The sequence below is a fragment of the Streptomyces sp. NPDC051684 genome (assembly GCF_044453445.1).
In the GTDB taxonomy this organism is placed as follows: domain Bacteria; phylum Actinomycetota; class Actinomycetes; order Streptomycetales; family Streptomycetaceae; genus Streptomyces.
Window position 1 is genome coordinate 106,218 of record NZ_JBITCS010000016.1, and the last position, 21,583, is coordinate 127,800.

The window sequence follows — 21,583 nt, forward strand, 5'->3', positions numbered from 1 at the left end:
GTCACTTGGGGTCGGGCGGGGATTGTCAGTGGCGGCGTGCAGCATGGGGCCATGAGCGACAGGCGTGGCGGTACGGGCCGGTCTCCGGCGAAGGTGAAGAAGGCGCGGCGGCCCCAGGTACGGCTGCCTCCGTTGGTGCCGTGGGAGGGGCGGGGGCTCGAACCCGACGGGGACTACGACGGGGTGGAGTTCCGGGACGTCGACCTCTCGGGGCAGGAGGGGATCGGCGCGCGGTTCATGGACTGCGCGCTGGCGGCGTGCGCGCTCGACGAGGCGGGCCTCGCGCGGGCCAGATTCATCGACTCCGCGCTCACCGACGTACGGGGCGTGGGGACGAACCTGGCGGAGGCGACGCTGCGGGACGTGGAGGTGGTCGACGCCCGGCTCGGCGGGGTGCAGCTGCACGGGGCGGCCCTGGAGCGGGTGGTGATCAGGGGCGGGAAGATCGACTACCTGAACCTGCGGAAGGCGCGCCTCAAGGACGTCGTGTTCGAGGGTTGCGTGCTGGTGGAGCCGGACTTCGGGGGCGCGCGCCTGGAGCGGGTGGAGTTCGCGGGCTGCGTGCTGAAGGGCGCCGACTTCTCGGCGGCGACCCTGGCGGACGTCGACCTGCGGGACGCGGCGGAGCTGGGCATCGCGCGGGGCGTGGACAGACTCGGCGGCGCGGTGATCTCACCGGCCCAACTCATGGACCTGGCCGGGCTGTTCGCGGCGGAGCTGGGGGTGCGGGTGGAGTAGGCGCCGTGGGTCGCCCGGGCCGGTCGCGTCGGTCGGTTACGGGACGCGGGGGAACCGGGCCTGGAGGTCCCACACGGCCGGGTTGTCGGCGAGGTCCTCGTGCATGTCCGTGAGATCGGCGAGCAGGTCGTGCAGGAAGTCGCGGGCCTCGCGGCGCAGCGCCGAGTGGGAGAAGGTCAGCGCGGGCTCCTCGGCCGGCATCCAGTCGGCCTCGATGTCCACCCAGCCGAAGCGGCGCTCGAAGAGCATCCGGTCGCTCGACTCCGTGAAGTCCAGCTCCGCCAGCTGGGGCGTGGCGGAGCGGCTGCCGCGCGGGTCCCTGTCCAGCTGCTCAACGATGTCGCACAGCGCCCACGCGAAGTCGAGCACCGGCACCCATCCCCAGGCTGTGGACACTTCCTGGTCGGCCTTGGTGTCGGCCAGGTACACATCACCGCAGAACAGGTCGTGGCGCAGCGCGTGGACGTCCGCGCGCCGGTAGTCCGTCTGCGGCGGGTCCGGGAAGCGGCGGGAGAGGGCGTAACCGATGTCGAGCACGTAGAGATGGTGTCACGGGCGGGACCTCGGTCCGCACGGGCGCGGGCCCCGGTCCTCACGGGAGCAGCCGCTGCTCCTTCGCCACCGAGACGGCGCCCGCCCGGGTGTCCACGCCGAGCTTGTCGTAGATCCGGCCCAGGTGGGTCTTGACCGTGGCCTCGCTGATGAACAGGGCCTTGGCGATCTCCCGGTTGCCGAGGCCGTGCGCGAGCTGGGCGAGGATGTCGCGCTCGCGGTCGGTGAGCGTGGGCCGCGGCTTGCGCATATTGGCCATGACGCGGCTCGCCACCGGGGCGGACAGCGCGGTGCGGCCCTCCGCTGCGGCGTGGATCGCGGCGAACAGCTCCTCGGGCCGCTCGGCCTTGAGCAGATAGCCCGTCGCGCCCGCCTCGATGGCGCGGGTGATGTCGGCGTCGGTGTCGTACGTGGTCAGGACCAGCACGTGGGGGCTCCGCCCGGTTTCCGGGGTCGCGGTGAGGCGGCGGGTGGTCTCCACGCCGTCCATGCCCTCGCCGAGCTGGAGGTCCATGAGGACGACGTCGGGCCGGAGCTTCGCGACGAGCGCCAGTGCCTCCTCCCCGGTCCCGGCCTCCCCGACGACCTCGATGTCGGCGGCACTGTCGAGCAGCGCCAGCAACCCGGCACGAACGACGACGTGGTCGTCGCAGAGGAGGATGCGGATGGGCTGGGTCATGACGGTGTACTCCGGTTCGGGTCGGTGAAATCAAGCCCCGCCGTCGGACGAGAGCCAGCGGGGTCCGGGGCGGAGCCCCGCGAGCGCGACCCCGTCGCAGGTGACAGCGGGATCGAGGCGGAGACAACCGCCCCCTCGCCCGGCGCCGACTCGAGCGACAATCGGCCCCCCAACTGCCGCACCCGCGCCCGGATCGCCGGAATCCCGTGCCCCCGAACCCCGGCACCCCCGGCGGGCAGGGCGGCCGGATCGAACCCCCGCCCGTCGTCGGCGACGTCCAGCACGACCTGGTCGTCGAGCAACGTCAGCGTGATCACCGCGCCGCCTGCCCCCGAGTGCTCCCGCACATTCGCCAGCGCCCCCTGCGCGATCCGCAGCAGCGCCGACTGCACCCGGTCGGGCAGCCGGGCCGCGCGGCCGTCGTCGTCGACGCGGACCTGGACGGTGAGCCGGTCGCCGGACTCCCGCCCGGCCACCGCCCGCAGCGCCTCCGTCAGGCCGTGGGCCAGATCGGCGGGGGCCAGATCGTGCACGAAGCGGCGCGCCTCGGTGAGGTTGTGCTCGGCGATCGACGCGGCCGTGCCCACGTGCGCGCGGGCCTTGCCGGGGTCGGCCTCCCACACCCGCTGCGCCGCCTGCAACAGCATCTGCTGGCTGGACAGGCCCTGCGCCAGGGTGTCGTGGATCTCCATGGAGAGCCGCTGCCGCTCGGCGAGCGTGCCCTCGCGGCGTTCGGACGCGGCCAGTTCGCGGCGGGTGCGTATCAGGTCGTCGATGAGCCTGCGCTGCCGGGCGGCCTGCCGCTTCATCTGCAGGAACACGGCGGTGGCGATCACCACGACGGCCGGCGGCCCGAGCAGCAGGTCCGGGTCGAGGCGCCCGGCGAGCCGCAGCTGGGCGAGGATGACGAGCACCGTCAGGAGCCCCACCAGGACGAGCGCGGCACGGGTCGGCAGCGTACGCAGGCCCGTGTAGAAGAGCGGCACCGCGCACCACGCGAAGCTCGGCGCGAGCACCACGAGCACCACCCACACCGCGACCACCAGCGTCAGCCACGCCCGCTGCCCGCCCGTGGCCCGCTCCGCGACGCCCCGCGCCAGCCCGGCCCCGTACACGAGCGCCAGGACCGCCGAGAGCGCGACGATCCACGGGGTGCGCCCGTCGTGCGAGTGGCGGAGCAGGAAGCGCGCCAGGGCCACGGCCAGGAGCAGGAAGAACGAGGCGTGCATGACCGCGGTGAGGCGGCGGATGTCGGTGTCGTAGCCGTCGCTGTGGTGGACGCCGTTGTCGGCGTGCTCCGGTCGGTTCCGGGTCACGGTGCCCGCACCTCCTCACGGCGTCGACCTGGGCAAACAATCCCATTGTCACCGGGTTGTACGCCCCTGGGGTCAACCGATCGGATGACCCCGCCGTCGACCGCCCGGCGCGCCGCGAAGAGCCGGTCCGTCGAGGGGTGGGGGCCGGTTGCGGACCCAGGATTGAAGGCAGAGCGGGACGGCGGAACGGCAAGCGCCTCCCGGTCGACCTCTCCTCCCTCTACTCGCGTTCCTCCCCTTCACCCAGGAGTCGTTCCCATGCAGCACGCCAAGAAGATCTCGAAGCGCTCCCGCATCGTCACCGGCACCACGCTGGCCGCCGCGATCGCCGTCGGCGGGTTCGGCGCGTACTCGGCGAGCGCCGCTGACTCGGAGCCGGCCGCGCAGGCCGCCGCCGCGAAGCCCGCCGCCGCGAAGGCCGGCAACACCTTCGAGTCCAAGCACCTCACCGTGGACGCCGCCACCGACGCCGCGCAGGCCGTTCTGAAGGCCGCGAAGAAGGAGAACCAGAAGGTCTCCGTCGCCGTCGTCGACCGCAACGGCAACACCATCGTCGAGCTGCGCGGTGACGGTGCGGGTCCGCAGTCGCCGGAGTCCGCCGTGAAGAAGGCGTACACCGCGGTGTCCTGGAACGCGCCGACGTCCGAGCTGACGAAGCGGCTTGAGCAGGCGCCGAACCTGAAGGACATTCCTGGCACGCTGTTCCTCGCGGGTGGGGCGCCGGTCGCCGCCGACAAGGCGCCCATCGCGGGTATCGGTGTGGCCGGGGCGCCCTCCGGTGACCTGGACGAGAAGTTCGCCCAGGCGGGCGTCGCCACCCTCAAGTAACCGGTGTCCCGGCTCCGGGGCGCGTTCCACCGGCAACGGTGTTGCGGCCTCGGGGCTCCGCCCCGGACCCCGCCGCTCGAACGCCGCAGGGGCTTGAAAGGCCCCCGCCGCTCGAACGCCGCAGGGGCTTGAAATGACCCCGGTGCTGGATCGCCGCAAAGGCTTGAAGAATGTACGCGGACCATCTGATACCGAAGAACGGCACGATCCTGCGGCGCGCAGGGGACCTATGGAGCCGCACCATGCAGCACACCGAGAACAACCGAACGCTCCTCGTCGCCGCCGCGCACGGTGACGCCGACGCCGTCCGGGCCGCGCTCGCGGCGGGCGCCGACGTCGAGGCCCGTGACGCGCACCGCCGTACACCGCTCCTGCTGGCCTCCGTCAACGACCACGTCGCCGCCGCCGAGGCACTCGTCGCGGCCGGTGCCGACCCGAACGCCCAGGACGACCGGGACGACAGCGCGTGGCTCGCCACCGGTGTCACCGGCTCCGTGGAGATGATGCGCGCCCTGCTGCCCGCCCGGCCCGACCTGAAGGTCACCAACCGGTTCGGCGGCATCTCCGTCATCCCGGCCGCCGAACGCGGCCACGTCGACTACGTGCGCGCCGTCCTGCGCGAGACCGACATCGACGTCGACCACGTCAACCGGCTCGGCTGGACCGCCCTGCTGGAGGCCGTGATCCTCGGCGACGGCGGCCGCGCGCACCAGGAGATCGTCGAGCTGCTCATCACGGCGGGCGCCAGCCCCGACCTGCCCGACGGCGAGGGCACGACCCCCCTCGAACACGCCGAGCGCCGCGGCTTCGCCGAGATCGCCGGCCTGTTGCGGGCCGTACGGTGAGGCGCGCGGCCCTCGCGGCGATCGCCGTCGCGGTCCTCGCCACCGGGTGCGCCGCGAAGCAGGACGAAGCCAACACCCCTCCCCGTAAGGCGAGTTCGCCGACGCAGCGGCAGTCCCCCGAGGCCACCGAACCCGCAGAAACCCCCGACGGCACCCTCCTCCTCGCCGACTTCGGCGCCGACACGGTCTCCTTCGTCGACCCGGCCCCCGGCAAGGGCGTCCTCGACTCCGTGAAGGTCGGCCACGCCCCGTACGGGCTCGTCGTCGGCGACGACGGCCGGGCCTGGGTCGCCACCGCGGAGGGCGTCGCGGTCGTCGACACGGACAGCCGGAAGCGCGAGGCGCTGATCCCGTACGAGACCGACGGCCTCGGCCCGGTCACCGACGGCGAGTACCGCGGCGGCGGCATGGGCATCGCCCTCGCGCCCGACGGCGACCACGTGTACGTGGGCGTCAACGTCCCCGACGGGAACGGGACGGTGGAGACCGTCGACACCAAGAGCGAGAAGGTCGTCGACACCACCTCCGTCGGGCGCCGGCCCTTCGACGTCGACGTGTCGCGCGACGGGCGCCAGGTGTACGCCACCGATCACGACTCCTTCGACGTCACCGTCCTCGACACCCGCAGCGGCGACACCCGCCGCATCGAGGTCGCCCCGTACGGCACCGAGGGCGGCCTCGGCTCGTGGCTGAAGCCGCACTACGCCGCCGTGCGGCCCTCCGACGGCAAGCTGCTCTTCCCCTTCGAGGGCGAACGGCTCGTCGTGGTCGACCCGGACACCGGGCGCTCCAGCATCCAGCGGATGACCGCCAACACGCATCAGCACGGCGTCACGATCACCCCCGAGGGGACGCTCCTCGCCGTCGGCACGGGCCCCATCGATCCGTCCGAGGACGAGGGCCCCTCGCTCACCGTCCGGTCGCCCGGCGGCAAGGAGAAGGTGATCCCGCTCGACGGTCCGCACGAGGACGTCGCCGTCTCCGAGGACGGCAGGACCGCGTACGTCACCGGCGGCTTCACCCGCGACGGCTACTGGAACGGCATCACCGTCGTCGACATCGACAGCGGCGACACCCGCCGACTGGCGGCGGGGGAACGGCCGTTGGGGATCGCCGTCCTGTAGCCGCCCCGACCGGGCGCCTCGACCGGCGGACAGCAGGACACCCGTACCGGGGCAAGCGGGCCATAAGATCTCGGCGTGCGCCGCCGACTCCGCCTCCCCGCCGTCCTCCTCAGCGTCCTCGCCGCCGTCGCCGCGTGCGACGGCGGCGTCCACGGCACCCCCGGCGCCTCCGGCCTGCGCGACCCGTACTTCCCCAAGCTCGGCAACGGCGGTTACGACGTCGGGCACTACGCCCTCGACCTCTCCTACGACCCGGACGCGCACCACCTCTCCGGCACCGCCGAGATCACCGCGACCGCCGACCAGGCGCTCAGCGCGTTCAACCTGGACCTGAAGGGCCTCACGGTCCGGAAGGTCACCGTCGACGGCGAGCAGGCCGTCGCCAGCCGCGCCGGACACGAGGTGACCGTGCGGCCGCACGAGGAGCTGCCCCAGGGGCACACCTTCCGCGTCACCGTCCGCTACGACGGCGAACCCGTCACGATCACCGACCCGGACGGCACGGGCGAGGGCTGGCTGCGCACCGCCGACGGCGCGCTCGCCCTCGGCGAACCGACCGGCTCCATGGTCTGGTTCCCCGGCAACCACCACCCGTCGGACAAGGCGACGTACGACATCCGGGTCACGGTCCCCGACGGCGTACAGGCGGTGTCCAACGGGGAGTTGAGAAGCGCGAAGGGCTCGTCCGACGGGCGGCGCACCGCGTACGACTGGCGGGTGCGGCAGCCGATGGCGAGCTATCTGGCGACCGTGGCCGTCGGCGAGTTCCAGACCGAGAAGGGGCGCACGCCCGGCGGGATTCCCGTGTACTCCGCCGTCGACCCGGCCGAGGCGAAGGCGAGCGCGAAGGTGCTCGACCGGCTGCCGGAGGTCGTCGACTGGGAGGCGAAGCGGTTCGGCGCGTACCCGTTCTCGTCCACGGGCGCGATCGTCGACCGGGCCGGCGACGTCGGCTACGCCCTGGAGACCCAGAACCGGCCCGTCTACCCCGGCGCCCCCGACCTCGGCCTGCTCGTCCACGAGACGGCGCACCAGTGGTACGGCGACTCGGTCACCCCGAAGTCCTGGCGCGACATGTGGCTGAACGAGGGCTTCGCGACGTACGCGGAGTGGCTGTGGGACGAGGACCACGGCGGCGACACGGCGCAGGAGACCTTCGACGCGATCATGAAGCGGCCCGCGAGCGACGGCGTCTGGGCCTTCCCGCCCGCGAAGCCGCCGAACGCCGCGCACCTCTCCGACGACCCGGTCTACGACCGCGGCGCGATGGTGCTGCACGAGATCCGCAGGACGATCGGCGACGCCGACTTCTTCGCCCTGCTGAAGAGTTGGGCGAGGGAGTACAAGTACAAGAACGCCGGCACGGACGACTTCACCGCGTACGTGGAGCGGAAGAACCCCGGCAAGGGCGAGGCCCTTGCCGGGGTCTGGGAGAACTGGCTGTACGGGAACGGCAGGCCGGATCCGGCTAGTTGACGTTCACGGCCTTCCAGGCGGCGGCGACGGTGGTCGCCTCCGTGCTGCTCGCGCCGTACAGGTCACCGGCCGCCTTGATCGTGGCCGTGCGCGCGGCCGCGTAGTCGGTCGTGGACGTCATGTACGTCGAGAGCGCCTTGTACCAGATCTGCACGGCCTTGTCCCGGCCGATGCCGGTGACCGTGGAGCCGTCGGAGGTCGGCGAGTCGTAGTTCACGCCGTTGACCGTCTTCTGTCCGCTGCCCTCGCTGAGCAGGTAGAAGAAGTGGTTGGCGACGCCGGACGAGTAGTGCACGTCGAGGTTGCCGGTGGTGCGCGACCAGGCGTCGGCGGACTTGCCGTCCTTGCTCGGCTTGTCCATGTAGCGCAGCGGGCTGCCGTCGCCGTTGATGTCGATCTTCTCGCCGATGAGGTAGTCGCCGACGTCCGCGGAGTTGTTCGCGTGGAACTCGACCGCGGTGCCGAGGATGTCGGACGTCGCCTCGTTGAGGCCGCCGGACTCCTTGCTGTAGTTGAGGTTCGCCGTGGCGGAGGTCAGTCCGTGGCTCATCTCGTGACCGGCGACGTCGAGCGAGGTCAGCGGGTGGGTGTTCCCGATGCCGTCGCCGTACGTCATGCAGAAGCAGCTGTCGTCCCAGAACGCGTTGACGTAGGCGCTGCCGTAGTGGACGCGGGAGTACGCGGCCTTGCCGTCCCCGGCGATGCCGCTGCGGTTCAGGGACTCCTTGTAGAAGTCCCAGGTCGCGGAGGCCCCGTAGGCGGCGTCGACGGCGGCGGTCTGCCGGTCGGCCGCGGTGCCGTCGCCCCACTTGTCGTCGGCGTCGTGGAAGAGGGTGCCGGTGCCGGACGTACCGCCCTTGAGGTCGTACGTCTTGTGGCCGCCGCGGGCGCCGTCGACCAGGTCGTAGCCGCCGGACGCGGCGGTGGAGCCGACGCTGACGGAGCCGCTGTACATGCTGGTACCGGTGCCGTTCTCGATGGCCTGGTACTGGTAGAGCACCTTGCCGCTGTCGGCGTCGGTGATCACGTGCAACTCGCTGGGCGTGCCGTCGCGTTGGGTGCCCTTGACGACGGTCTCGTACGCCAGGGTGGGCGCCTTGCTCGCGTCGGCGGCCCAGACGACCTTGTGCGCGGAGCCGGCGGCGGCACCCTTCACCGAGTCGCCCGCGGCGGACTTGGCGGACTTCTTGGCGGCGGCGGCGCTGGTGGCGGCGTCCGTGGACGCCACGGTTATGGAGCTCTTGCGCGCCTTGGTGGTGCCCTTGAGGTCGCCGCCCTTGGCGGTGTGCACGACGAGGTCGCCGCCGAGGACGGGCAGCCCGTCGAAGGTGCGCTCGTAGCGGGTGTGCGTGGTGCCGTCGGCGTCCTTGACGACGTCGCGGGCGACCAGCTTCTCGCCGTCGGCGAGCTTCAACTTCTGCGCGGTCGTGGCGGATTCGGCCTGCGCGTCCTTGAGGGCGGTGGCCCGCTGGGAGGCGCTGAGGGGGGACGCCGTGGCGCCTGCCGCACGATCCGTGGCGGCGGTGGCCGAGGTGCCGGCCGTGACACCGACGACCACCATGGCGGCGGACGCGGCGAGGGCGGCGAGGCGGGGAGCGGTAGAGCGGATTCTCACTCGGACTCCTTAGGTACCCGTGTGGGGATGGGTGCGTGGGGGGTTCGGAGGGAGAGTGGCATCCGCGATCAGTCCGGTGACAGAGACCTGTCAAAACTTTGCCGGTTCGTGTCCGAATAGCACCGGTGATTGTCCGTTAATCGATGGGTGTGGCCGAAAGAAACGGGCCCCGGCCCGCCGCTGTGCGCGGCGCGCCGGGGCCCGGCCCCAACTCCTGGGCGAACGTCAGACGTTCACGCCGAAGTCCTGCGCGATGCCGACCAGGCCCGAGGCGTAGCCCTGGCCCACGGCGCGGAACTTCCACTCCGCGCCGTTGCGGTACAGCTCGCCGAAGACCATCGCCGTCTCGGTCGCGGCGTCCTCGGAGAGGTCGTAGCGGGCGATCTCGGTGCCGCCCGCCTGGTTCACGATCCGGATGTACGCGTTGCGCACCTGGCCGAAGTTCTGCGTGCGGGTCTCGGCGTCGTAGATCGAGACCGGGAAGACGACCTTGTCGACGTCGGCCGGCAGGGCCGCGAGGTTCACGTTGATCGCCTCGTCGTCGCCCGCGCCCTCGCCGGAGCGGTTGTCGCCGGTGTGCACGATCGACTGGTCCGGCGTCTGCTTGTTGTTGAAGAAGACGAAGTGGCCGTCCGAGTAGACCTTGCCCTCGGGGTTGACCGCGATGGCCGACGCGTCGAGGTCGAAGTCGGTGCCGGTGGTGGTGCGGACGTCCCAGCCGAGGCCCACGGTGACAGCGGTCAGGCCCGGAGCCTCCTTGGTGAGCGAGACGTTGCCACCCTTGGACAGGCTTACTGCCATGGTTCGGGAGTCCTTCCCTCGTTAAATACGGACGTACTCGGTTGTACGTGTGCAGCCGAAGCTACTCGTACCCGTAGGAACGCCGTGAGGGGTGGGGAAGGTTCCAGGTCTCTTTACTTTCTTTACCCGGACGCCACCGGAGGCCCGCGGGGCCCGGAAATAAGGGTGACGCGGGCCGTACGAACGCGCGACCATGGACGCATGTCCGGTCCCTATCCCATCCGCGGTTCGGTCGTCCTTCCGGAGGCCGAGCTCCTTTGGCGTTTCTCGCGGTCGTCCGGGCCGGGCGGTCAGCACGTGAATACGTCCGACTCTGCGGCGGAGGTGCGCTTCGACCTCGCGGCGACGGAATCGCTGCCGCCGGTGTGGAAGGAGCGGGCCCTGGAGCGGCTCGCGTCCCGCCTGGTGGGCGGCGTGATCTCCGTACGGGCCTCGGAGCATCGGTCGCAGTGGCGCAACCGGGAGACGGCGGCGGTGCGCCTCGCGGCGCTGTTGGCGCAGGCGACGGCGCCGCCGCCGAAGCCGCGGCGGCCCACCCGTGTGTCGCGCGGCGTCAACGAACGCCGCCTCCGGGCGAAGAAGGCCCGCTCCGAAACAAAGCGGGGGCGCTCCGGCCGGGATTGGTGATCGCCCTTGAGCCTGGGTCCGGGTGACCCAGGCAGGGTCCGGACAATCAAGCCAGGGTCTGGACAAACAAGCCCCGCCGGCGATTGAGGCGCGGGGTCCGGGGCAGAGCCCCGTGGCGTCGGCAGCGGCGCCGGCGTTGCGGTCCTGGGGTGCTGCCCCAGACCCCGCTGCTCAATCGCCGCAGGGGCTTGATTGGCCGAACCGGGGCTCAAGGTCTACCCCAAGTTGCGGTACTTGCCGCGGAAGTAGAGGAGGGGGCCGCCCTCCTCGCTCGGGAGGGAGGCCGACAGCACCCGGCCGATGACGAGCGTGTGGTCGCCCGCCACCACCGTGTTCTCCGTCCGGCACTCCAACGTCGCCAGCGCCCCGCCCACCAGCGGCGCCCCCGTGTGCTCCCCGCGTACGTACGGGATGTCCTGGAACAGGAGCCGGTCGCTGAGGCGCCCCTTCATGGCGAAGCGGCCCGCGATGTGGCTCTGGGACTCCGAGAGGACCGAGACCGCCCACAGCGGCTGGTCGTCGAGGAGGTCGTCCATGCGGGAGCTGTTGCGCAGCGACACCATCACCAGTGGCGGGTCGAGGGAGACGGACATGAAGGCCGTCGCCGTCATCCCCGCGTCCTCGCCGGCCGGCCCGTCGGGGTCGAGCTGCGGCTCGTGCGAGGTCACCAGGACGACGCCCGCGGCCAGGCGGGACAGGGCGGCACGGAACTCGTCGTTGCTCACCCCCTCAGCATGCCCGGAGGGGACCGTGGGGGCCGTGGGGGAGGGGACCGAAGTGGCGGTGGACGTCTTCAACACGCCTTTAACGCTAGCTTCGGCCCCACGCGCCCCGCATCGGGCCGATGGCCGAGGCCGGTCCTAGGACCATGGGCGCGGTTCGTGTTCAGGAAACGCACAGAACCCACCCGGTAATGCGACCCAATCCTTCATCTCCTGCTGTGACTTGACTCACAGGAGCCAAAATTTGTTGACCCTGTGTACCGGGTGCACAGCTCGCTGTGATTCAGTGGCGTCGACACTGCTGATGAACGTGCTGCTGCACGTGCGAAGCGAACCGATCCGAATTCTGGAGTGCTGTCGAGGTCTCGGGGAGAACTGAGCATGGAGACCGAGTCGGAGCCGTACGTCCGTCTTGCGACCCTGCGTCAGCTGCACCAGGTGATGGCGGACATGAACACCGCCCGCAGTCTGGCCGACACTCTGCAGACCGTGGCGGACGGCGTCGTGAGCGGGCTCGGCTACGAGCTGGCGTGCGTGAACCTCGTACGTCCCGACGGTGATCTGGTGGTCGCCGCCTTCGCGGGCAATTCCGCGGCCGAGGCCCTGATCACCGGGCGCGTGGGCTCCCGCGACGCGTGGGACCGCCGCCTCGCCATGGGCAAGCAGTGGGGCGAGCTGCGTTTCATACCGCACACCGAGGGCTGGGTGCTCGACGAGGACGACGTGCCGCAGTGGTTCACCGCAGGCCCGCCGCCCCGCTTCGAGGACGAGTGGCACCCCGCCGACCGCCTCTTCGCCCCCATGTACGCGACGGGGACCTCCGGCGGCGAACTGCTCGGCGTGATCTCCGTCGACCGCCCGCGCAACGGCCGCATCCCCGGCGCCTGGGGCCGTGAGGCCCTGCAGATGTACGCCTTCCAGGCCGCCATCGCGATCAGCAACGCCCGGCTCCGGTCCAACATGCAGCGCGCCCTGGTCCGCCTGGAACGCGAGCAGCAGGCGCTGCGCGCCAGCGAGGAAAGCTTCCGGCAGGCCTTCGAGTACGCGCCCTCCGGGATGGCCATCGCCGAGATGGGCGGCGACCAGCACGGCCGGATCCTGCGCACCAACGACGCACTGTGCCGCCTCCTCGGCCGTCCCGCCTCCGCGATGCGCCGCTACTCGTTCTCCGACCTCGTGCACCCCGAGGACATCGGCACCCTGCTGCGCACCTCCGCCGAGGGCGGCCGCGCCGAGCTGCGTCTCGCCCGCCGCGACGGCACGTACGTCTGGGTGTCCCTGCGCAACTCGGTGGTCGCCGACGCCGCCGACGGGCCGCGCTTCCTGCTCACCCACGTCGAGGACATCGAGGAGCGCAAGCGCCGCGAGCTGCACCTCGCCCACCGGGCCTCGCACGACTCGCTCACCGGCCTGCCGAACTCGGCGGAGCTGCGCGCCCGGCTGTCCGCCCGCCTGTGCCGCCGCCCCCAGGAGCCGGGCCCGAGCGCCATCGACTCCCTCGACGCGGCCTACGGCGACCACCGGGGCGCCGCCGCGGGCGATGACATGGCCGGGATCGGCTTCGACTTCGGCGCCCCCGTCCCGCACGAGTCGAACCTCTACGAGGGGTTCGACGGCTTCGACCACCATGTGCACGTCGCCGCGCCCGAGCCCGACGAGGCCTCCGGCGCCGACAACGGCACGAAGGGCCTCGCCGTCCTCTTCTGCGACCTCGACGGCTTCAAGTCGATCAACGACAGGTTCGGGCACAACGCGGGCGACGCCGTCCTCATCGAGGTCGCCCGCCGCCTGACCAGCGTCGTACGGGACGGGGACACGGTCGCCCGGCTCGGCGGTGACGAGTTCGTGGTGCTCGCCGACGGGCTCGGCCGCGAGGACGCGCAGGACCTCGCCGTCAGGTTGCGGAACGCCATCATTCCGCCGATTCGAGTGGATGGCAGGGCGGTCCGGGTAGGGGCCAGTTTCGGCATCGGCTGGGCCCACTGCGGCATGACGGCGGAGGAAGTGCTGCAATCCGCTGACCAGCGGATGTACGTAGAGAAAAGATCCCGCAGTAAGCAGCACAGGCGGGCCGGATAGCCCCTACATTGGGCGCGGTTCCGCGCTCCTGGTGAGGTCAAGGCCACGCCGTGGGGTCACTCGCAGCGGGTACCCTCGCCGAGGTAAGCAACGTGTAGGGAGTGATCTGGGATGGCGCCCGGCAACAACAGCGGGAGCACCACGCCCGAGGACGACGATCCGTTCGGCTATCTGTACGCCGACGGGCAGGCGGCCGGGGCGACCCCGCCCGAGGGCGCGGGCGGCGGGTACGGCTACCCGAACCCGCGGTCCTCCTACCGGGCCAATCAGATCCGTACGGTCGGTGAGCGCCAGTACGGGCAGCAGCAGTACGGGCAGACCCAGCCGACCCAGGCGTACCAGCAGCCGAACGCGCACTATCAGGCTCCCGAGACGATGCCCGGCGGCGGGGTCCCCTCGCAGCCGGGTCCGCCGACGGCGCCGATGCGCGGTGGCGGCCGCGGGCGTGGTCCGAACACGAAGGCGCTGCTCATCGGCGCGGTCGCCGTGGTCGCGGCCGTCGTCATCGGCATCGGCGTCGCCATGCTGAGCAACGACTCGGGTGACGACAAGGGCGAGGCCGGCGGCAAGCCGTCCGGCGGTTCGCAGTCGGTGCAGCCGAGCGACAAGCCCTCGAAGTCGGCGTCCGCGAAGCCGGTCGACCTGCCCAAGACCGACGCGAAGACCCTGAAGCTGGCGGGCGGCACGTCCACCGCCTCCGACGTGCAGGGCGCGAAGGCCGACGGCGGGGTGTACGTCGCCGGGTTCAACAAGGTGGGCGCGAGCCTGACCTGGACCGTCAACGACATCCCGAAGGACGGCGCGTACAAGCTGCACGTGGACTACGGGGTGCCCGGCAAGGACTCCGACGCCACGATCGACGTGAACGGCAAGAAGCAGTCCCGCCCGCTGAACATGACTAACTTCGCCGGCGCCAAGGAGGGCGACTGGGAGAAGGGCTGGACGAACACGTGGGCCATCGTGCAGCTCACCAAGGGGACCAACGCGATCACGGTCTCCTGTGAGCAGGGCAACAAGTGCGACGCCAACTTCGACCGCATGTGGCTCACCCAGGGCTGACGGCTTCGCCAGTCGGCCCGGCCACGGCCACTCGGCGTGCGCCCCGGGGCTCTGCCCCGGACCCCGCTGCTCAATCGCCGCAGGGGCTTGAAAAGCAAAGGCTTGGACGGCTCATGCCGCAGCGACTGTGACGCGGCCCACCAGGTCCTCGTAGGTCGCCGGGTCGAACTCGCCGGCGACGGGGGAGACCACCGTCGCCGCGGACAGCGCCACCGCCCGGGCGAGCCGCTGGGGCCACGGCAAGTGGTCCACGTGGCCGGAGAGCAGCCCGGCCACGGCGGAGTCCCCCGCCCCCGTCGGGTTCCCGCTGAGCCGCCCCGGCGCAGGCGCCCGCCACTCACCGTCTGCCGTCAGGGCGCACAGCCCCTCCGCCCCGAGCGAGGCCACGACCGCGTGCGCGCCGCGCCGCCGCGTGTCCTTCATGGCCTGCAACGGCTCGTGCTGCCCGGTGAGTTCGGCCAGTTCGTCCGCGTTCGGCTTCACCAGATCGGGCCGCGCCGCGACGCCGCGGCGCAGCGGTTCGCCGCTGGTGTCGAGGAGGACGGGCACCGAGGCGGCCCGCGCGGCCCGTACAAGGGTCGCGTAGGCGCCGACCGGGACACCCGGCGGCAGGCTGCCGCACAGCGCCACCGCGGAGGCGGAGCGCAGCAGATCCGCGTACGCCTCCTGGAAGGCCGTCCACTCGGCGGGCGTGATGGTCGGGCCCGGCTCGTTGAGCTGTGTCGTGTCGCCGGTGGACGCGTCGACGACGGCGATCGTGCGCCGGGTCGCGCCGGACACGGGCACCAGGGCGTCCGCGACGCCCGGGGTGCCGAGCAGCTGCTCCTGAACCGTGCGGCCCGTCGCGCCGCCCGCGAATCCCGTCACGGTCACCTCGTGACCGAGAGCGGCCAGCACCCGCGCCACGTTGAGCCCCTTGCCGCCGGGCCGCTCGGTGACCTCGGTGACGCGGTGCGTCGCGTGCGGGTGCAGGGAGCGCACCCGGTACGTGATGTCGAGTGCGGTGTTCAGCGTGACCGTGAGGATCACAGGCCCCCACCCCCCTTACGTACTTCCAGTAACGGGGCCTGATCATGCCAAAGTCAAGGCGGTTGGCCCAGGCCACGGACCAACCGCCTTGTACCGGCCGGGAGTTACGGGTGGAGCAGCCACTCGCCCTTGCGCAGTACGCCCTTGACCTCGAACTGGGCGTCCAGGACCACGAGGTCGGCGTCCTTGCCGGGCTCCAGCGAGCCCACCTTGTCGTAGAGGCCGAGGAGTTGGGCCGGATTGGCCGAGATGGCCCGGACGACGTCCTCGACGGGCAGCTTGTCGACGGTCACGGCCCGCTTGAACGCCCGGTCCAGGGTCAGCGTCGAACCGGCGATGGAGCCGCCCTCGACGAGCCGCGCCACGCTGTCCTTCACCTCGACCTCCAGCGGGCCGAGCATGTAGCGGCCGTCGCCGAATCCGGCCGCGTCCATCGCGTCGGTGATGAACGCGACCTTCTCCGCGCCCTTGTGGTGGAAGGCGAGTTCGAGGGCGGCCGGGTGCAGATGAGTGCCGTCGTTGATCAGCTCGACGGTGATCCGGTCGTCCTCCAGGAGCGCCGCGATCGGCCCCGGGTCGCGGTGGCCGAGCTGCGGCATCGCGTTGAACAGGTGGGTGGCGACCGTGGCGCCCGCGTCGATGGCCTCCACCGTCTGCTCGTACGTGGCGTCGGTGTGGCCGATCGCGGCGAGCACGCCGTGCTCGGCGAGCAGACGCACGGAGTCGATGCCGCCGGGCCGTTCGGTGGCGAGGGTGACCATCCTGGCCTGGCCGCGGGCGGCGTCGATCAGCTTGCGGACCTCGGCCGGGTCGGGGTCGCGCAGCAGCGTCTCGTCGTGGGCGCCCTTGCGGCACGGGGAGATGAACGGGCCCTCGAAGTGGATGCCCGCGATCTCGCCGTGCTCGGCCAGCTCGGAGAGCAGCCCGGCGCGCTGCACGAGGAAGTCCATGCTGCCGGTGACGAAGGACGCGACGACGGTGGTCGTGCCGTGCTGCTGGTGCGTGCGCACGCCCGTGAGGATCTCCTCGAGCGTGCCGGAGGTGAAGGACGCGCCGCCGCCGCCGTGGTTGTGCATGTCGACGAAGCCGGGGACCACCCAGTGGCCGGTCAGGTCGACGGTCTCGGCGTCGTCGGGGGCGGCCCCGGCGATCCTCGTGCCGTCGACGATGACGCGTCCGTCGGTGACGGTCCCGGTGGGGAGCACCACCTTGGCGCCGGTGAGCACCTTTGCTGTGGCCATCAGGCGGTTACCTCCGTGTTGTCGTCGGCGAGCAGGTCCCAGGCGAGCAGTCCCGCGCCCAGGCATCCGGCGCTGTCCCCGAGGACGGCCGGGACGATCGTGGGGAGCGCCTGGAAGGTGACGCGCTCCGCGACGGCCGCGCGCAGGGGTGTGAACAAGGTTTCCCCGGCCTCGGCGAGGCCGCCACCGATGATGAGCGTGCGGGGGTCCAGCAGAGTGAGCGCGAGCACGAGCCCGTCGGCGAGCGCGTCCACTGCGTCCTGCCAGACCCGGGCCGCCTTCGGGTCGCCCGCGTCGACGGCCTTCGCGCAGTCCGCCGCGGTCGCCTTCTCCTCGCCGCTCGCCTCCTGCCAGGCCAGGGTGACCGCGGAGGCGGAGGCGTACCGCTCCAGGCAGCCGCGCTGGCCGCAGCCGCAGGAGACGCCGCCGGGGCGCACGACGACGTGGCCGATCTCGCCCGCGGAGCCGTGCGCGCCGGGCTCGATGCGCCCGTCGATGCCGATGGCGCCCGCGATCCCGGTGCCGAGCGGCATGAACAGGAACCGGTCGGCGTCCTTGCCAGCGCCGAGCCGCCCCTCGCCGAGCCCGCCGGTGCGCACGTCGTGGCCGAGCGCCACGGGGATGCCGCCGAGCCGCTCGCTGAGCAGGGACCGCATGGGGACGTCGCGCCAGCCGAGGTTGGCGGCGAAGAGGGCCATGCCGCCCTTCTCGTCGACGACGCCGGGCACCGCGACGCCGGCGGCGCGGGCGGGCTCGCCGAGGTGCCGCTCGCCGTACGCGCGCAGTTCGGCGGCGAAGTCGAGGATCGACTCCACGACCGCGTCGGCGCCGCGTTCGCGCTGGGTGGCACGGCGCGCCTGGTGCAGCAGATTGCCGTCGGCCCCGACCAGGGCGGCCTTCATACCGGTGCCGCCCACGTCCAGGGCGATGACATGTTTCACGGGGGACAGTCTCGCGCGTCCACCCGTGAGAGGTCTAGTCCAGTCGCCCCCTCGTTTCCGCTCCGGCGCCCATGTGGTGTAGACCTTCCAGGTGACCATGGGACAGGCCTGTGGCGTGAAGGACAAGGGTGGAGTGCGGCAGTGCGCAAGGGGAGGACGACTCTGACCGTGGCGGCCGCGCTCGGGGTGGTGGCCGCGTCGTCGCTGCTCACCGCCTGTGGGAGCGACTCCGACGACGCCGTCACGCTGAAGCTGGTCGCGGCCGACTACGGCGACTCCAAGGCCAACGGCTCCCAGGAGTACTGGGACGACGTCGTCGCCGGGTTCGAGAAGGACCACCCGAACATCAAGGTCGACGTCGACGTCTACACCTGGGACGTCGTCGACGAGAAGGTCAAGGACATGGTCGCCGCGGGCCACGCGCCCGACATGGCGCAGATCGGCGCGTACGCCGACTACGCCGCCGCGGGCAAGCTGTACTCCGTCGACAAGCTGCTCTCCGTGCCGGTGCAGGCCGACTTCGTCGGCCAGATGAGCCAGGCGGGCGAGATCAAGGGCGCGCAGTACGGCATGCCGTTCGCCGCCTCCACGCGCCGCCTCTTCTACAACAAGAAGCTCTTCACGCAGGCCGGCATCACGCCGCCCAAGACCTGGGCCGACCTCGTCTCCGACGCCAAGGCGCTCAAGGCGCAGGGCGTGCGCTACCCCTTCGCGCTGCCGCTCGGCACCGAGGAGGCGCAGGCCGAGACGCTGATCTGGATGCTCAGCAACGGCGGCGGCTACACCGACAACGTCGGCTCCTACGCCCTCGACGACAAGAAGAACGTCGAGGCCCTGACCTGGCTCAAGAACAACCTGGTCGGCAAGGGCCTCACCGGCCCGACCGCCCCCGGCGAGCTCAACCGCACGCCCGCCTTCCAGGCCTTCGCCAAGGGCCAGGTCGGCATGTTGTCCGGCCACCCCACGCTGATGAACATGGCGAAGGCGAAGGGCGTCGACTACGGCGACGTGGCGATCCCCGGGCCCGACGGCACGCCCAAGTCCACGATGGGCGTCACCGACTGGATGATGGCGTTCAAGCAGGGCGGCCACCCCAAGGAGTCCGGGGAGTTCCTCGACTACGCCTACAACAAGAAGAACGTCCTCGACTTCTCCCGCAAGTACACCGTCGCGCCGGTCACGGTCTCCGCGTCGGACGCGATGACGTCATCGGCCAAGGACAAGTCCCTGCGGCCGTTCATCGACGAGCTCGCGGGCGCCACGTACTACCCGGCCAACAAGACGTCCTGGCCCGAGGTCAGCGCCGAGATCAAGAAGCAGATCGGCTCCACCGTCACGCCGCAGGGCAGCGCGGCGGGCACGCTCGGCTCGATCCAGAACGACGCGGCGGCCGCGGAATCCGCGGAGTAGCGTGGCGGGCATGGATCCTCTCGGCGCCCGTGAGCGCGCGGTTCTCGTGTTCGAGGGCCGGGGCTGGGCCTCGCCGGGGGCCAAGGAGCGGGCGATCCGCGAGGACCTGGACCTGGCACCGGTCCGCTACTACCAACTCCTGAACGCCCTCCTGGACGACCCCCGCGCCCTGGAGTTCGCCCCGGTGACCGTCAATCGCTTGAGACGGGTCCGGGACGCGCGGCGCCGCGAGCGCTAGCCCCACCGGGGCGGAGCCCCGAGACGTCAACCCCGGCTATCGTCAACGGCATGGTCAGCCATGAGCACGCCCCACGGACGACCGCCGGACGCGAGGGCCTGGACGCCCTCCTGGCCCACCCCCGGCAGGGCATCGTCGGGCTGGACTTCGACGGCACCCTCGCCCCCATCGTCCCCGACCCCGACCAGGCCCGCGCCCACCCCACCGTGGTCCCCGCCCTCGCCGCCCTCGCCCCGAAGGTCGCCGCGGTCGCGGTGGTCACGGGCCGCCCGGCCGGCACCGCGGTCCGCCACGGCGGCTTCGCCGGCGTCCCGGGCCTGGAGCACCTCGTCGTCCTCGGGCACTACGGCGCCGAACGCTGGGACGCCGTCACCGGCACGGTCACCGCCCCCGCCCCGCACCCGGGCGTGGCTACCGTCCGGGCCGAACTCCCGGGCGTACTCGGCGAGTTGGGCCTGTGGCACGACACGTATGTCGAGGAGAAGGGGCGTGCCGTCGCGGTCCACACGCGCCGCGCCCGCGACCCGCAGGCCGCCTTCGACGCCCTCCGCGACCCCCTGTCGGAACTCGCCGCCCGGCACGGCCTGATCGTGGAACCGGGCCGCCTCGTCCTGGAGCTGCGCCCGCCCGGCGTCGACAAGGGCGTCGCGCTCGCCGAGTACGTACGGGAGGTGGGCGCCCGGTCCGTCCTCTACGCGGGCGACGACCTCGGCGACCTCCCGGCCTTCGCGGCGGTGGAGAAGCTCCGCTCCGACGGGGTGCCGGGCCTCCTGGTGGCGGCGGACACGGTCGTGCCCGAACTCGCCGACAGGGCGGACCTGTTGGTGGCGGGCCCCGCGGAGTTGGCCGCGTTCCTGTCAGCCCTGGCGCAGCGCCTCTAGCTGGTCCAGGAACCACGGCCCCGGCGGCAGCGCCGTCGCCGCCGCGGCGAGCCGCTTCGTGCGCTCCGCCCGCTCGTCGACCGGCATGGCGAGTCCCTCCGCGAGCGCCCGCGCCGTCCCGTTCACGTCGTAGGGGTTGACCGTCAGCGCGTCCTCGGCCAACTCCTCGTACGCCCCCGCCTCCCGCGAGAGCACCAGTACGCACCCGTCGTCGGAGACCACCGGCACCTCCTTGGCGACCAGGTTCATGCCGTCCCGGATCGGGTTCACCAGCGCGACGTCGGCGAGCCGGTAGGCGGCAAGCGAGCGCGCGAAGTCGTCCTTCACGTGGAGCACGACCGGTGTCCAACCCTCCGTACCGAAGCGGGAGTTGATGGCCTCCGCGACCCGTGCCACCTCGTCCGTGTAGTCGCGGTACACGGCCAGGTCCTGGCGCGAGGGGTAGGCGAACGCGACGTGCACCACCCGCTCGCGCCACTCGGGCCGCTCCTCCAGGAGCAGCTCGTAGGCGTGGAGCCCCCGCACGATGTTCTTCGACAGCTCGGTGCGGTCGACTCGGACGATCACCTTCCGTGAACCGTCCCCGCCGATCTGCGCCCGCAGCGCCGCCAGCCGCTCCTCCACGTCGTCCCGGTGCGCCCGCTCGCGCAGGAAGTCCGCGTCCGCGCCGAGCCCGTGCACCCCGATCCGGGTGCCGGACGTGCCGCCGACGAGATGCGTACAGCAGTCGGTGAAGGCGTCCGCCCAGCGCCGGGTCAGGAACGCACAGCGGTCGGCCCCGAGCATGCCCCTGAGGACCTGCTCGGCGATGTCGTCGGGCAGCATCCGGAAGTAGTCGACGGGCGCCCACGGCGTGTGCGAGAAGTGCCCGATCCGCAGGTCGTCGCGGAGCTCGCGGAGCATTCCCGGCACCAGCGTCAGGTGGTAGTCCTGCACGACGACCGTCGCGCCCGGCGCCGCCTCCTCGGCGAGCGCCTCGGCGAAGGCCCGGTTGTACGCCTCGTAGGACGCCCACTGGCGGCGGAACTCCGGGCCGAACGACGGCTCCAGAGGTGTCTGGTACAGCATGTGGTGCACGAACCACAGCACCGAGTTCGCGATCCCGTTGTACGCGTCCGTGTGGACCTCGGCGTCGATGTCCAGCATCCGCACCCCGGGTTCGGTGACGCCGCGGCGCACCGCCTCCCGGTCGCCCTCGCTCAGCGCCGAGCACACCCACAGCTTGTCCTCGACGACGCTCAGCGCCGACACCAGACCGCCCCCGCCGCGCTTCGCCCCGATCTCTCCCGCGTCGTCGACGACGTAGGAGACCGGGCCGCGGTTGGACGCGACGAGAACCTCAGCAGCACCATGCGTCGTGGAACTCATACGGGCACGCTAGC

At 71.8% G+C, this 21,583-nt stretch carries 21 protein-coding genes; 11 read left to right on the forward strand and 10 right to left on the reverse strand.

Going from position 1 to position 21,583, the window contains the following annotated elements; genetic code table 11:
• Positions 1-51: 51 nt before the first annotated feature.
• Positions 52-738 carry a pentapeptide repeat-containing protein gene (locus tag ACIA8D_RS20665; RefSeq protein WP_399234114.1) on the forward strand — a complete coding sequence of 229 codons (687 nt, stop codon included), beginning with the start codon at positions 52-54 and terminating at the stop codon, positions 736-738.
• A gap of 36 nt (positions 739-774) precedes the next feature.
• On the opposite strand, the gene ACIA8D_RS20670 is transcribed toward ACIA8D_RS20665, so the two are convergent.
• The 3 genes from ACIA8D_RS20670 to ACIA8D_RS20680 are packed head-to-tail and all read right to left on the reverse strand — an operon-like array spanning position 775 to position 3,198.
• Complete coding sequence (locus ACIA8D_RS20670; protein WP_399234115.1) at positions 775-1,275, reverse strand: hypothetical protein; 501 nt, start codon at positions 1,273-1,275, stop codon at positions 775-777.
• Positions 1,276-1,330: 55 nt separating this feature from the next.
• Positions 1,331-1,969 carry a response regulator gene (locus ACIA8D_RS20675; RefSeq protein ID WP_399234117.1) on the reverse strand — a complete coding sequence of 213 codons (639 nt, stop codon included), beginning with the start codon at positions 1,967-1,969 and terminating at the stop codon, positions 1,331-1,333.
• Entirely contained in the window at positions 1,966-3,198 is a 1,233-nt protein-coding gene (locus ACIA8D_RS20680) for a sensor histidine kinase (protein ID WP_399234251.1), read from the reverse strand. The genes ACIA8D_RS20675 and ACIA8D_RS20680 overlap by 4 nt, the downstream gene beginning before the upstream one ends.
• Positions 3,199-3,543: 345 nt before the next feature.
• On the opposite strand from ACIA8D_RS20680, the gene ACIA8D_RS20685 reads away from it, so the two are divergent.
• The 4 genes from ACIA8D_RS20685 to ACIA8D_RS20700 all read left to right on the forward strand — a co-directional run bounded on the left by ACIA8D_RS20685 (position 3,544) and on the right by ACIA8D_RS20700 (position 7,558).
• A complete protein-coding gene (locus ACIA8D_RS20685) occupies positions 3,544-4,113 on the forward strand; it encodes a heme-binding protein (protein WP_399234119.1) in 570 nt (189 codons plus the stop codon).
• Positions 4,114-4,355: 242 nt separating this feature from the next.
• Positions 4,356-4,958 (forward strand): ankyrin repeat domain-containing protein, encoded by a 603-nt coding sequence (locus ACIA8D_RS20690; RefSeq protein ID WP_399234120.1) that lies wholly within the window; start codon positions 4,356-4,358, stop codon positions 4,956-4,958.
• A complete protein-coding gene (locus ACIA8D_RS20695; RefSeq protein WP_399234122.1) occupies positions 4,955-6,082 on the forward strand; it encodes a YncE family protein in 1,128 nt (375 codons plus the stop codon). The genes ACIA8D_RS20690 and ACIA8D_RS20695 overlap by 4 nt, the downstream gene beginning before the upstream one ends.
• Positions 6,083-6,157: 75 nt before the next feature.
• Positions 6,158-7,558 (forward strand): M1 family metallopeptidase, encoded by a 1,401-nt coding sequence (locus ACIA8D_RS20700; protein WP_399234123.1) that lies wholly within the window; start codon positions 6,158-6,160, stop codon positions 7,556-7,558.
• Here the strand turns inward: ACIA8D_RS20700 and ACIA8D_RS20705 are convergent.
• Both ACIA8D_RS20705 and ACIA8D_RS20710 read right to left on the reverse strand, forming a co-directional pair.
• Positions 7,551-9,119, reverse strand: a complete 1,569-nt coding sequence (locus tag ACIA8D_RS20705) for a M4 family metallopeptidase (protein ID WP_399234253.1) — start codon at positions 9,117-9,119, stop codon at positions 7,551-7,553. The genes ACIA8D_RS20700 and ACIA8D_RS20705 overlap by 8 nt on opposite strands.
• 279 nt (positions 9,120-9,398) lie before the next feature.
• Positions 9,399-9,974, reverse strand: a complete 576-nt coding sequence (locus ACIA8D_RS20710; RefSeq protein WP_399234125.1) for a TerD family protein — start codon at positions 9,972-9,974, stop codon at positions 9,399-9,401.
• Positions 9,975-10,175: 201 nt separating this feature from the next.
• Here ACIA8D_RS20710 and arfB point away from each other — a divergent pair, with 201 nt between their 5' ends.
• Positions 10,176-10,601, forward strand: a complete 426-nt coding sequence (gene arfB, locus ACIA8D_RS20715) for an alternative ribosome rescue aminoacyl-tRNA hydrolase ArfB (RefSeq protein WP_399234126.1) — start codon at positions 10,176-10,178, stop codon at positions 10,599-10,601.
• 215 nt (positions 10,602-10,816) lie between these two features.
• Here the strand turns inward: arfB and ACIA8D_RS20720 are convergent, their stop codons facing one another.
• On the reverse strand, positions 10,817-11,401 hold the full coding sequence (locus ACIA8D_RS20720; protein ID WP_399234128.1) for a flavin reductase family protein: 585 nt from the start codon (positions 11,399-11,401) through the stop codon (positions 10,817-10,819).
• 303 nt (positions 11,402-11,704) lie between these two features.
• Here ACIA8D_RS20720 and cdgB point away from each other — a divergent pair, with 303 nt between their 5' ends.
• Together cdgB and ACIA8D_RS20730 are read left to right on the forward strand one after the other, a co-directional pair.
• Positions 11,705-13,402: a diguanylate cyclase CdgB gene (cdgB, locus tag ACIA8D_RS20725; protein WP_399234130.1), complete on the forward strand. Its 1,698-nt coding sequence runs from the start codon at positions 11,705-11,707 to the stop codon at positions 13,400-13,402.
• A gap of 111 nt (positions 13,403-13,513) precedes the next feature.
• Positions 13,514-14,461, forward strand: coding sequence for a carbohydrate-binding protein (locus ACIA8D_RS20730; protein ID WP_399234132.1), 948 nt, complete (start codon positions 13,514-13,516; stop codon positions 14,459-14,461).
• 111 nt (positions 14,462-14,572) lie between these two features.
• Here the strand turns inward: ACIA8D_RS20730 and ACIA8D_RS20735 are convergent, their stop codons facing one another.
• The 3 genes from ACIA8D_RS20735 to ACIA8D_RS20745 all read right to left on the reverse strand — a co-directional run bounded on the left by ACIA8D_RS20735 (position 14,573) and on the right by ACIA8D_RS20745 (position 17,672).
• Entirely contained in the window at positions 14,573-15,490 is a 918-nt protein-coding gene (locus ACIA8D_RS20735) for a 1-phosphofructokinase family hexose kinase (RefSeq protein WP_399234134.1), read from the reverse strand.
• Between the two features lie 104 nt (positions 15,491-15,594).
• The gene (gene nagA / locus ACIA8D_RS20740) at positions 15,595-16,731 is read right to left on the reverse strand and encodes an N-acetylglucosamine-6-phosphate deacetylase (RefSeq protein WP_399234135.1); all 1,137 of its coding nucleotides are present in this window, start codon (positions 16,729-16,731) and stop codon (positions 15,595-15,597) included.
• Positions 16,731-17,672, reverse strand: coding sequence for an ROK family protein (locus ACIA8D_RS20745; RefSeq protein WP_399234136.1), 942 nt, complete (start codon positions 17,670-17,672; stop codon positions 16,731-16,733). The genes nagA and ACIA8D_RS20745 overlap by 1 nt, the downstream gene beginning before the upstream one ends.
• A 141-nt stretch (positions 17,673-17,813) precedes the next feature.
• Between ACIA8D_RS20745 and ACIA8D_RS20750 the strand changes: the two genes are divergently transcribed.
• From ACIA8D_RS20750 to otsB, 3 genes are read left to right on the forward strand one after another with little or no spacing between them, the layout of a single operon-like run.
• Positions 17,814-19,082, forward strand: a complete 1,269-nt coding sequence (locus tag ACIA8D_RS20750) for an ABC transporter substrate-binding protein (RefSeq protein WP_399234138.1) — start codon at positions 17,814-17,816, stop codon at positions 19,080-19,082.
• 10 nt (positions 19,083-19,092) lie between these two features.
• Entirely contained in the window at positions 19,093-19,320 is a 228-nt protein-coding gene (locus tag ACIA8D_RS20755; protein ID WP_399234140.1) for a DUF3263 domain-containing protein, read from the forward strand.
• 50 nt (positions 19,321-19,370) lie between these two features.
• Complete coding sequence (gene otsB / locus ACIA8D_RS20760) at positions 19,371-20,201, forward strand: trehalose-phosphatase (protein ID WP_399234142.1); 831 nt, start codon at positions 19,371-19,373, stop codon at positions 20,199-20,201.
• Here the strand turns inward: otsB and ACIA8D_RS20765 are convergent.
• On the reverse strand, positions 20,178-21,569 hold the full coding sequence (locus ACIA8D_RS20765) for a trehalose-6-phosphate synthase (RefSeq protein ID WP_399234144.1): 1,392 nt from the start codon (positions 21,567-21,569) through the stop codon (positions 20,178-20,180). The two genes, otsB and ACIA8D_RS20765, sit on opposite strands and share 24 nt — an antisense overlap.
• Positions 21,570-21,583 lie beyond the last annotated feature (14 nt).